This is a genomic window from Paenibacillus sp. FSL K6-1558, from assembly GCF_038002565.1.
GTDB classification, from domain to species: domain Bacteria; phylum Bacillota; class Bacilli; order Paenibacillales; family Paenibacillaceae; genus Paenibacillus; species Paenibacillus polysaccharolyticus.
Map to the genome: position 1 here is coordinate 3,132,751 of NZ_JBBOCV010000001.1, position 11,433 is coordinate 3,144,183.

At 49.3% G+C, this 11,433-nt stretch carries 9 protein-coding genes; 4 read left to right on the top strand and 5 right to left on the bottom strand.

Annotation, left to right across the window (positions count from 1 at the left end; all coding sequences use genetic code 11):
• Positions 1-28 precede the first annotated feature (28 nt).
• The 4 genes from MHI38_RS13560 to MHI38_RS13575 form a co-directional block, all read right to left on the bottom strand.
• The gene (locus tag MHI38_RS13560) at positions 29-1,093 is read right to left on the bottom strand and encodes an ABC transporter substrate-binding protein (protein WP_154891982.1); all 1,065 of its coding nucleotides are present in this window, start codon (positions 1,091-1,093) and stop codon (positions 29-31) included.
• 83 nt (positions 1,094-1,176) lie between these two features.
• On the bottom strand, positions 1,177-2,109 hold the full coding sequence (locus MHI38_RS13565) for an ABC transporter permease (protein ID WP_261769658.1): 933 nt from the start codon (positions 2,107-2,109) through the stop codon (positions 1,177-1,179).
• Between the two features lie 2 nt (positions 2,110-2,111).
• On the bottom strand, positions 2,112-2,927 hold the full coding sequence (locus tag MHI38_RS13570) for an ABC transporter permease (RefSeq protein ID WP_341181303.1): 816 nt from the start codon (positions 2,925-2,927) through the stop codon (positions 2,112-2,114).
• The gene (locus MHI38_RS13575) at positions 2,899-3,744 is read right to left on the bottom strand and encodes an ABC transporter ATP-binding protein (protein WP_222592205.1); all 846 of its coding nucleotides are present in this window, start codon (positions 3,742-3,744) and stop codon (positions 2,899-2,901) included. The genes MHI38_RS13570 and MHI38_RS13575 overlap by 29 nt, the downstream gene beginning before the upstream one ends.
• Positions 3,745-4,263: 519 nt before the next feature.
• On the opposite strand from MHI38_RS13575, the gene MHI38_RS13580 reads away from it, so the two are divergent.
• The 3 genes from MHI38_RS13580 to MHI38_RS13590 all read left to right on the top strand — a co-directional run bounded on the left by MHI38_RS13580 (position 4,264) and on the right by MHI38_RS13590 (position 8,777).
• Positions 4,264-6,474, top strand: coding sequence for a methyl-accepting chemotaxis protein (locus MHI38_RS13580; RefSeq protein WP_154891984.1), 2,211 nt, complete (start codon positions 4,264-4,266; stop codon positions 6,472-6,474).
• A gap of 134 nt (positions 6,475-6,608) precedes the next feature.
• The gene (gene moaA / locus MHI38_RS13585) at positions 6,609-7,610 is read left to right on the top strand and encodes a GTP 3',8-cyclase MoaA (protein WP_154891985.1); all 1,002 of its coding nucleotides are present in this window, start codon (positions 6,609-6,611) and stop codon (positions 7,608-7,610) included.
• A 330-nt stretch (positions 7,611-7,940) separates the two neighbouring features.
• Positions 7,941-8,777 (top strand): methyl-accepting chemotaxis protein, encoded by an 837-nt coding sequence (locus tag MHI38_RS13590; RefSeq protein WP_154891986.1) that lies wholly within the window; start codon positions 7,941-7,943, stop codon positions 8,775-8,777.
• A 168-nt stretch (positions 8,778-8,945) separates the two neighbouring features.
• Here the strand turns inward: MHI38_RS13590 and MHI38_RS13595 are convergent, their stop codons facing one another.
• Positions 8,946-9,554 carry a LysE family transporter gene (locus tag MHI38_RS13595; protein WP_154891987.1) on the bottom strand — a complete coding sequence of 203 codons (609 nt, stop codon included), beginning with the start codon at positions 9,552-9,554 and terminating at the stop codon, positions 8,946-8,948.
• Between the two features lie 155 nt (positions 9,555-9,709).
• Here MHI38_RS13595 and MHI38_RS13600 point away from each other — a divergent pair, with 155 nt between their 5' ends.
• Positions 9,710-11,227 (top strand): aminotransferase-like domain-containing protein, encoded by a 1,518-nt coding sequence (locus tag MHI38_RS13600; RefSeq protein ID WP_341181304.1) that lies wholly within the window; start codon positions 9,710-9,712, stop codon positions 11,225-11,227.
• The last annotated feature ends 206 nt before the right edge of the window (positions 11,228-11,433 follow it).

Sequence of the window (11,433 nt, forward strand, 5' to 3'; positions counted from 1 at the left end):
GTTCTTTCAAACCGCCCGGCCTCCGGGCTTATTTCACGGCCTCTTCATATATACTCTTCTCTAGTGCTTCATCCAGATTGGCTGCTTTCTTGATCAGCCCATATTTCAGTGCAATATCTGCCGTTCGGGTAAACGAATCCTCGACAAAACTTCCCACTTGTTTCTCGCTAAACCCTTCCGGACGAATCAACTTGGCAATCTCTTCAAGCATCGTCACTTGATGTTCACGAGTTGTACTGCCCTCCGTCACATTACTCATCACAATGTCCACCGTCTCATCCTGATGATCAATGGCGTAGTTCCAGCCTTTCAGGATAGCCCGGGTTACTTTTACCGCCAATTCGTGATTGTTCTCCACCCAGTCCTTCTTGGCAATCAGCGTATCCTCCAGCATGCCGACTCCGGCGTCCTCAATGTTGAACACGTCCAGATCAGATTCTTTTGTGCCGCTCTCCAGTACAACGTGATATTCGTTATAAATCGTGGCTGTAGCCACATCCACCTGATCATTGAAAAACTGATCCATCGTAAAGCCCTGCTTCACCAGCTCGATATCCTTTTTCGGATCAAGTCCGTTCTTCTCCATAAAAGCAAGCACCTGAAACTGCTGACTACCAAACCAGGTACTGACCTTCTTGCCCTTCATCTGTGCCGGGTCGGTAATGCCTGCGGACTTCTTAGCAATTAGCCGATAACTGCTTTTCTGTGAGATTTGGGCAAGTGAAACGAGGGGGAGACCGTTATCCCGGCTGACCAGCAAGCTGTCCACTCCCGTAATGCCTACATCGGCTGCACCATTAACGACCTGTTGCTCAATAACGATATCCGGGCCACCTGGAATAATCTCCGCATCAATGCCTTCTTCTGCAAAAAAACCTTGTTCCTTCGCGGCATATATTCCGGCAAACTGTGCTTGCGGTACCCATTTAAGCTGAATCTTCACTTTGGTTAATGGTTGCTCCGCGGTTCCTGAGCCACCCGAGTTTGCAGCGGCTGGCTGCGCCGCCGGTTCGCTTTTTGCAGAACATGCTGCCAGCACCAGCACCACACACAAGATCAACATCCCTAAACCCGGCTTCAATGTTTTGTACATGTACAGAACAACCCCCTGTTTATATATGGATTTTGTTAAATCCAATCCTGATTGATGCGCTCATTTTTTCTGTACATGCATGCCTACTTCGCTTCCGTATGCAAAGGGCTCCAGTGAAGCAGGCGTTTTTCAGCCAGAACCACCGTCTCATAGAGCACAATGCCGAGGATCGCTGCAATGACGATACAGGACCAGGCCAGCGGCATATTGGCGAGCCGAATCTGATCAGAAAGCAAGTAACCTAGTCCTTGGGATGCGATAAAAAACTCTCCTACAATCGCGCCGATAATACTGGTCGACATGTTGATTTTCAGACCCGCAAAGAGAGATGGCAGCGCATGGGGCATCCTCAGCTTCCAAAAGAACTGTTTCCTGCTCGCCGCCAAGCTGCTCAGCAGTTCTTCATACTGCGGCTGAATAGAGGTCAGTCCTTTGAACAGGCTGACGGCCATCGCGGCCATCGTGATGACCGACACGACGGCGATCCGGGACCAAATCCCGTCTCCGAACCAGTTGTTCATGATCGGAGCCAGAGCCACAATCGGAACTGCATTCAGCGCAGACAGGACTGTGACGGCTGCCCTGCCACTATTTGCAAAAAGTGAAGCTCCCATCGCAGCCAGAGCCCCTAGCAGCGAGCCAATCAGAAACCCGCCCAGCATCTCGGTACCACTGTAGATGGCATAGCGGAAGAGCATCTCGGCATTGTCCCGGATGGATATAGCAATGGCGGAGGGTACGGGCAACTGATAATCTTCCAGTGACAGCAGCACATGAAAGAAGCGCAGTTGCCACAATGTTAGAAAAATCGCTCCTGCGAGCCAAGGCAACAGGTTGCGGAGCAGCATGCCGGCCTTCATGCCAATACGCGAAGTACTTGTGCGGAAATAATCAGTAGACGAGGACGAATGTTCTGCTTGTTGTCTCGATCCCCTTTCGCCAGGAAGAGCATGCCCTGTAACTCCGTTTGTGGTTCCTTCATCCCTTTTTGGCTGGAATACGCTACTTTCGCTCATGGCTACTCCCCTCCTTTGGGTCTGAATTCGGGCTGCCATGGGGTAAGCCAGCGTTCGGCCAAGCTGATGAACAGATAGGAGATGAGCCCGATGCCCATGCTGAGCATGATGGTTGCCCAGAACATACCCGCTTGTGCTGAACCATAATACAGCGAGCTGACCATCAGTACGCCAAGTCCGTCGGGTGCGCCCATCAGTTCCACGACAATCGAGGAGGTCACCGCGAGTGGAGCCGCAATTTTCATGCCGGAGAACAGACCAGGAAGCGCCGAAGGCAGTAAACACTTTACGTAACGCGCTCCCCACGAAGTGCCATAGGCGCGCATGAGTTCCAGATGCTGGGGAGAAGCGCTTTTCAAACCTTTTAAAGTATGGATAATCACCGGGAAAAAGGTAACATATGCCGCCATGACAATTCGCGCCAACTCCGCATTATGAATAATGCCATATACGATCGGAGCAAGCCCGATCACCGGAACCATCTGTGAAGACACTACGTAAGGAGACAACGTGCGTTCAATCCAGACTGCGGCGCTCATGAGCAGTGCCAGTAATGCTCCTAGCAATGTTCCTCCGGCAAAACCGATGGCAGCATTGCCAAAGGTAACCGAACTTTGCTCCGCCAGCGTGTTCCAGTGACGGTAGAACGAATCCATAACAACGTGGAGATACGGCAAACGAGAAGTGGCCTGCTGCGGAGACATAAACAGATGTAGCATCCACGCCAGCCCTTCCCAAAGGACAAAGATCGATATGATCCAGATCATCACCCAGGCACGGTAACCCGGTTTAAGTAAACGAAGGAACATGGGTCGCATCACGCTCCTCATGAAAACAGTTACGAATCGTCGTTATCATCTGATAGAAAGGTTCGGTTTCCCTCAACTGGCTCTCTCGCTCGGCTGGAAGGTTCACGGAATGGATCGAATGCACTTGGCCCGGATGGGCAGAGAGTACGATGATGCGATCCGATAAAAAGACCGCTTCGGGGATGCTATGGGTAACAAAGAGGAAGGTTTTGCCGGTAGAACGTTTAATCTCAAGCAGTTCCATCTGCAATTTTTCTTTGGTGAATTCATCCAGCGCAGAGAACGGCTCATCCATTAATAGAAGGGGGGGGTCAAGCGCCAGTGCACGTGCAATAGACACGCGTTGTTGCATCCCTCCGCTCAGTTGCCATGGATAATGATCTGCAAATCTCGTCAGTCCAACCATATCCAGCAGTTCACTGCTAATGCGTCGGCACTCTTTTCGCCGGGTACCCAGCAGTTCTAGCGGCAATTCTACATTGTGGCGCACCGTACGCCAATCGAACAGAGCCGGAGTCTGAAAGACGATACCAAACTGCCGTTGCAGTCTTGCCTGCTTCGGTTCCTGTCCTGCAATTCGAACACGGCCTGATGTTGGCTGGAGAAGATCAGCAACAATTCGCAGTAATGTTGATTTGCCACAGCCGGAAGGACCCAGCAGGGAGACAAATTCATTGGGGGCAATATGGAACGTCACATCGGATAGGGCCGTTACTTGCTGAGGACCACTGCCAAAGATGACAGAAACATGATCCACATCGATAAGACGTTGCTCCGAGGTAACGCTCGTGGATGGATGAAGAGATACAACAGAGGGAGAGTTCATAGGCATTCTCCTTTGGAAAGATGGGATGGATGGAGAAGATTTCAAGGTTGATTGATGGAAGGTTAACCTACACAAACGTAACGGGTTGACTTGTTAGATACTACTATATCGCTTTGGCCGAAAATTACATTATACAAACTGTGTGGAGTATGGGCTTGTACATGTGACACATTGTAAAATGAGATTGATTCTCAGCATATCCGTTGCATATCTGTTGCACATTTGTTGAGACATGAAGTAACATGCAGCTGCCATAAATGAAGTACCCTCTCCACGCCCTCTTCTGCAAACAGCGTATATTCATTTGTATTAATTGATGGAATATTCGGAAAATATGACATATCCCCTCGTAATCCTATGAAATTTCATGTATAACGTTGGATATAGACAGAGATTGGAATAAAGCATTGGTGGGATACAGTTGTACCAACTCTAGCTTGAATTACCACAAGATCATGAAAAACAACATGTTTGAGGGCTGTTCAAATCTTTTTAAATCCAAAATTCGGGGTGGTCATCATGTTTGATTGGCTGGGATGGAAAAAAGGGTTACCGCTGTGGTGGTCTTATCGGTTGAATGCACACCGGAAGGAAGATGTGGAGCACATTTTTGAAGGGATCGCGGAGACAAGAAGACAGTTATTGATAGATTGGGCGAGTGATCAGTGGAGTCATCTGGATCGGTTGCTTCAGCAGATCGGATCGGTTAACCTCCAGGATGTGAAGCACGGATCAGCACAGGCAGAAAAGCTGGATACCTGGTTTAAGGCGAGCTACGCACGCACCCAGGATAGTACGGAATTGTTCATACTTAACGAGCAGCATCAGGTTATATTCTCTACATATCAGAAACATATAGGTCAACGTTATACTCCTCACGAGAAAATATCCTTTGGTCCCGGATTGAGCTATGCACAAGCAGGCATAGATGGTCAGAAGTGTCTGTATGGTCCGTATTCTGATCCGCTTACGCTGGAGATCGGGCCACGCTCGTCCACGTTTCATGACGCGATTACCTTGATGTTCATTGTCCCTATCGTGCAACAAGGTAAGGTTGCGGGTGCTTTATGTAGCCGTATTCCTGGCGACGTGCTTGGTGACCTCATTCAGCGTGAATCGGGACATATCTACCCGGACTCAGGTGATAACTATCTGTTTATGGCCGAGTCTGTATTGCGGCCTGAACTACAGCCAGGTACCGCTCTATCTCGCAGCCGCTTCGAGGATCGAACATTCACGCATGGAGAAAACCTGAAAGACGGTGTGACCACGGATTGGGGCATCGTGTCTGTCCAGAAGCATACGGAGCTTGAGCTGATGTTCACCGATCCCTCTACCGGCCAATTACATCCGGGCGTATCGAAAACGATTCAAAATGGCTCGAATCTGTTTGTGGCCTATCCCGGTTATTCGGATTACCGTCATATTCCCGTCATCGGTAAAGGCATCACCTTTCAACTCCCTCACTGCCCGGATCGCTGGGGCATGATGTGCGAAGGTGATCTGGAAGAAGTGTACCGCATACGCAGTATCGGATGGAGACAATTCAAACAGCATAGCTTCTATATTATGCTCTCGGCCGTTCTTGCTGCCGCCTTGATTTTTGTGCTGACAGGCAGCGGATGGAACGCTGCTGCAATCGCCGGCTTTCATGTCATCTTGGGATTCTTGGGTGCATTCCAGCTTCATCGCAAACAATACAACCGCGTCCATGGGGACTTGCGGAGTCTCAGTCAATTCATTCGGGTGAACGCGGAGGGTAAAGGTGATCTTACCCAGCGTCTGGACACAAACGCTTTTGCTCAAGATGAATCAGGTGAACTGGCTAAATGGATTAATAATATGATTGATTCTCTGGAGAGCATTATGCTCAAAGTCCAGCGGGCTACGGTGGACGTGATGGATAATCAGCATCTGATGCGTGCATCTACAGAGACCACTCAAGTGACTACTGACCGCGTCAACCTCAAGCTTGGTTCAATGATTCAAGCTACCCGTACACAATTACAAGATCTGGATCAAGCCAAGCTGGCCGCTGATCATATGCGTTTAACCCTAAAGCAGTTGGAGACATCCGCCAATGAACAGATTGGTGTAGCGAGACAGGAAGTAGATCGCATCGGTGATAAAATGATTCAAATCTCCAGTGCCGTGTCGGATACTAACCAGACGATCCTCTCCTTCCTCGGCACAATGAAAGACATCTACCGCGCCTTGGCGGTCATTGAAGAAATATCCGCACAGACCAATCTGCTCGCATTAAATGCGACAATCGAAGCCGCTCGCGTCGGAGAGCATGGACGCGGGTTCTCGGTTGTCGCTGAAGAGATTCGTAAGCTGGCTGATGTGTCCCGCTCCTCTACAGAGGACATTCATCAGATTTTGGATCGGATCTCGACGGCTGCAAGCGCAGCTTCCAAGCAAATCACCGAAGGAGACCAGGTGCTCGCCGAAGGAACAACGCTGGTTCAAGCAGCGTCAGAGCTTCTCCAAAAAGCCAGCTCCGAAGAAGCCGAGCGTACCCAAGTCGTCGATCAGGTCGTATTTTTGATGGAAAATATCGCTGCCATCAGCCACCAAAATCGGGTGACCTCCGCCGAGGTGGAAGCCGAGATGATGGCGTTGATTCGGGATATGTTGAAGGTTCAGCAATCCTCCCATGATGTGGAGGCCATTACCCTGTTCCTGCAACAAGTCGTTGGCCAATTTCAATTAAATCAGCCTGCTTAAATTGCTATCATGGGACGTCATCATTGACGCGGATTGGAGAAATAGCTAAAATTTGATGCAACTGTTGCTTTTACAATTGTCGTATCATTTACTATAGAAGGTTTCCAATCTGAACCGTTGAAAGGGTGGTCTGCATGGAACTGCTTCAGGATTCATTTGGCCGTATACATGACTACATCCGTATTTCCGTTACGGACCGCTGCAATCTGCGCTGTGTCTACTGTATGCCCGCGGAAGGCATGGAGTTTGCTCCGCATGATGAGATAATGAGTTATGAAGAAATTACGGAAGTGCTAAAAGTGCTCGCCCCGATGGGCATGCGCAAGGTTCGGCTCACGGGGGGAGAACCCCTGGTACGTAAGGATCTGCATAAACTTGTGGGCATGATCTCTGCCATTGATGGCATCGAGGACATTGCACTGACCACGAATGCCTTGTTGCTGGACAAACAGGCGAAGGCTTTGAAGGATGCTGGGCTGAACCGCATTAATATTAGCCTGGACTCCCTGCATGCTGACCGCTTCTCTATGATCACACGCGGTGGAGATGTCAATAAGGTGCTGAAGGGTATCGAGGCAGCTACTGCGGTGGGCCTGGCACCGATCAAGCTGAATGTCGTGCTCATGAAAGGCATTAATGATGATGAGATCAAGGATTTTATCGCTATGACGATGGATCAGCCGCTACATGTGCGATTCATTGAATACATGCCAATCGGGCAGGCTTCCGATTCCTGGCGTCAATCGTATTTGCCGCTGGAGGCCGTGACGGATGTATGCGCCGAGGCTGGCTGGACGGTTGAGAATACCGAGGGCCCTGCCGGGAACGGTCCATCACGTAATATGAAAATTACAGGCTCCCAAGGCACATTTGGTCTTATTCATCCAGTCAGTGACCACTTCTGCGATAACTGTAATCGGCTGCGCCTTACAGCGGACGGACATATCAAGGCTTGTCTGTACTGGTCAGATGAATACAATGTTCGCCGCTATGTAGATGATCCCGATGCGATGGCCGCACTTTTCCTGAAAGCACTCGGTACCAAACCGAAAAATCATGAAATGGCGCTGGCACTGGAGAAAAAAATGCAATCCCACACCCCGACGGTACGACGCATGTCGCAGATCGGTGGATAGAACGAAGCCGTACAGCCCCTACGACACGCAAGAAATGCTTCAATCACCTAACGGAAGACACATCGTTTATCGAACATTCCGTCAGTTGAGAACGTCATAATAAGTGCTGTATTATGTATGATCAAAACAGACGAGAACATCATGTTCCCGTCTGTTTTTTTTGCACATATGTAAATATCGTATTAAAAACATAACATGCTCTGATTCAAACGCTTCAAAAAAATGTAATAGACGTTATGCCCTTTTTAGGCCTAAATTATGCTAATCGATCTGACGATGTATAATATACACCCAGATGATATACACACATACCTACAGGAGCTGAACTTATTGAACATCGTAGAAGCACTCACTGCAGCAAGTCCTTATTTTAAAATTATGCTGAAAGAACACGATATTATGATTGCCGTTACCGATACCGAGAAGTTCTGGTATTACGTTCCCGGCAACGAGCTTGATCTTGGCATCAGAGCCGGAGATCCGATCTCTCTTGAAGACCCTACACTGCGCCGGGCACTTGTGCATGGGGAGACCTCAGCCAATCGCATTGACGCCAAATTTTACGGCACACCCATTATTTCATCCGCCACTCCTCTTTATGATGATGAAGGAAAGATTGCAGGAACGCTTGCTATAGGTTTTTCACTTCAGAACGAAGAAAAGCTGGAGCACTTTACCGACCTGATTACAGGCATCAGCGGCAGGTTATCAGAGATGGTGCAGACGGTCGCTGCACAGTCCGAACAGCTAACTGCTTCGTCTACGCAAATTTTGGACAACACACGCCTCGCTGTGAAGAACTCCGGAGAGGTCAATAAAGTTGCCGTATTTATTCGTGAAGTATCGGAACAAACGAATCTGCTTGGTCTGAATGCAGCCATCGAAGCCGCACGCGCGGGCGCGGCAGGTGCCGGGTTCGGCGTAGTTGCCGCCGAAGTGCGTAAACTGTCCACCGGAACCAAGGAGGCGACGGTGAATATTGAACGCTCCCTCAAGGATGTGCAGTCCTCCATTCAGCAGATGGAGCAGGAGATTACCTCTATTACACACTCAAGCAATGCACAGTCTGAACTTGTAACGGAGTTCAGTGAAATCATTGATCATCTGAACGCAACAAGCCAGGATCTTAAAGTCTTCATTGAATCGATGCTGCTAAAAGCAGAATAAACGAATACATCAAGCTTCCCGTGATTCTACGACGGGGAGCTTTTTTTTGATGTTAGGTGCTAGCTAGCAGGTGCAGGTGCACGGCTGTCCCCTTCTTACACCCATCCAGCCTTTACGATTCCCTAGTTTTCATTGATTCACCTTGCTCATGTGCTTTGAACACCTGATTTAGGAGTTAAAAAGCCTCCAGCACATCATCAGCGCGATTCCAACCATAATCAAAGCGGATATGCGGTTCAGCACAATTCGTAGATGCCCTGTGCGATCATGATTGCCAACTACGCTGCCTGCAGCGGCAAGCCCCAGAAACCAAATCCAGGATACAGCCATTGTTGTGACCGTAAAATACATACGCTCCCCCCCTGCATACTGAATGGAACTTGTACCAATGACAGCCACGGTATCCAGCAATGCATGCGGATTGAGAATAGACACCGAAGCGGCAAAAGCAATCTGCCGACCTGCCGACATCGCTGTCGGGGCTTTATCTGAGGAAGCCGATGATTTCCATAACCCCCAGGCCATGTAGAGCAAGAACAGGCTTCCAGCCGCATATAAAACATGGGTGAGTATAGGCCATTGAATCAAAATGAGAGACATGCCCCCTACAGCGGCTCCAATCAGCAGCGTATCACTAATCCCTGCTGTAATTATAGCCGGCAGTGCATGCAAGTATTTCTTTTGCGTTAACCCTTGATTGAAAATAAATACATTCTGAACACCCAGCGGTAAGATCAAGCCAAATGCCAGCACCACTGCATGAATAAAAACGTCCATTGTCCATCCCCCTTATTCTTTCTTCAGCGTAAATGAAATTAAGAAAGACGTAACCAACCACTTGGATGGCATGGAGCCCAACCAAATGGTATAGTGGACGATACAAACACGATAATGGACACTTTCTTTATAACTACAGGAGGTGAAATTACCTGATGGGACGTCAATATTCCAATACATCTTCTAGACAAATTTGGCAGCCTAACCCTGCGCTTGATTTGCCTATGTATCGTCAGATTGAAGCCTATATCCGGCAAAAAATCACAACAGGCGAGTGGTCGGCTGGGACTCGTCTGCCTTCTCAGCGAACACTGGCAACATCCATGGGTGTAAACCGCAGTACGCTGGTCACCGCTCTGGATAACCTGACTGCGGCAGGGATGATTGAAGGCCGACACGGAGGCGGTACCTACGTCTCCGGTTCCGGTTGGCACAGTATGGCCCATGCCGCCTTGCCCAATTGGAGCGAAGCTGCACAGGAAGGCTGGTACTATCCGAATTTGCCCGAGATTCAGCAGATTAATCAGGCGGAGTTCAGGGCTGGCATTATTCGGCTGGGTACAGGTGAGCTCGCACCGGAACTGATGCCAAACGAAGCGTTTAATAAAATTCTCCAGACCCTGTCCAGCCAAACACGTATGCTGAATTACATCGAACCTCAAGGCAGCCTGGCGCTTCGTGAGGCGTTGTCCATACATTTGCAGTCTAATGGCATTCAGGCCTCACCTGATTCGATTCTGATCGTGTCGGGATCTCTACAAGCACTGCATTTAATCTCTGTGGGATTGCTGCCTCGTGGATCAGCTGTCTTGTTAGAGAAGCCGTCCTATCTATATTCCATCCACGCCTTCCAATCGGCAGGGCTAAAGCTAAACGGAATTGCCATGGAGGAAGAGGGATTACATCTGGGGCATTTAGAACATGCGATACGAACGTTGCACTCAGGAAACGACGAGAATAACAACGAGTCCTTCACGCTACTGTACACCATACCGAGCTTCCATAATCCTACAGGCAGCGTGATGAGCTGCCGTCGCCGGGATGAATTGATATCCCTCGCCCGCAACTCCGGCATTTCGATCTTGGAGGATGCCGCTTATCAGGAACTTTGGCTGGATCACCCTCCTCCTCTTCCACTTAAGGCAATGGATCAGGAAGGTCGGGTGCTGCATATGGGCACTCTCTCCAAAGCGGTCAGTCCAGGTCTTCGTCTTGGCTGGCTTGTCGGTCCTGTGCCCGTCATTCGAAGGCTGGCCGATATCAAAATGCAGACGGATTACGGTACCAGTTCACTCGCACAGGAAGCCGCCGCATTATGGTTTACAGATGGCCATCACACAACTCATATGGAGCGGCTACGTCCGGAGCTCCGAAGACGCAGAGACTTCATGCTGGAGCTACTGCATCGCTATTTTCATGACATTGCAGAATGGGCAACGCCAGAAGGTGGGTTCTATATCTGGCTACACTTCACAGCGGAACCCTTGTCTACCCACAAGTTGTTCTCTGCCTGTCTGGAAGCAGATGTACTCATTCATCCAGGTTATCTGTATGATCGGCTGGATGCGAGTCATATCCGACTCTCTTATGCCTATGCTTCGCAAGATGAGATGGAGCGGGGACTGATTGTCCTTGCACAAGAAGCACACAGGCTAATGAAGCCCAGCGTGTGAGCAACATCTCTTTGCATTGCAATATTGTAAAATACGTCGTCGCCCCCTATTGTACTGCTGATACTCAACTTGCGCTTATTTGGGATGCTCACCTTGGTGTCCCTCTCTTTCCATAAATGAGAATAGCCTTGAACTAACGGAGTATATCCGCAGTTCAAGGCTATAAGCATGAGCTTTTACACACTTAAGTGTGTAGAGTAGGATCG

What these genes read in the sequence shown, in the direction of transcription:
- MHI38_RS13570 (WP_341181303.1), bottom strand. Translation starts at nt 2,927, where the DNA reads ATGCGACCCATGTTCCTTCGTTTACTTAAACCGGGTTACCGTGCCTGG.
- MHI38_RS13565 (WP_261769658.1), bottom strand. Translation starts at nt 2,109, where the DNA reads ATGAGCGAAAGTAGCGTATTCCAGCCAAAAAGGGATGAAGGAACCACA.
- moaA (WP_154891985.1), top strand. Translation starts at nt 6,609, where the DNA reads ATGGAACTGCTTCAGGATTCATTTGGCCGTATACATGACTACATCCGT.
- MHI38_RS13560 (WP_154891982.1), bottom strand. Translation starts at nt 1,093, where the DNA reads ATGTACAAAACATTGAAGCCGGGTTTAGGGATGTTGATCTTGTGTGTG.
- MHI38_RS13580 (WP_154891984.1), top strand. Translation starts at nt 4,264, where the DNA reads ATGTTTGATTGGCTGGGATGGAAAAAAGGGTTACCGCTGTGGTGGTCT.
- MHI38_RS13595 (WP_154891987.1), bottom strand. Translation starts at nt 9,554, where the DNA reads ATGGACGTTTTTATTCATGCAGTGGTGCTGGCATTTGGCTTGATCTTA.
- MHI38_RS13600 (WP_341181304.1), top strand. Translation starts at nt 9,710, where the DNA reads ATGGGACGTCAATATTCCAATACATCTTCTAGACAAATTTGGCAGCCT.
- MHI38_RS13575 (WP_222592205.1), bottom strand. Translation starts at nt 3,744, where the DNA reads ATGAACTCTCCCTCTGTTGTATCTCTTCATCCATCCACGAGCGTTACC.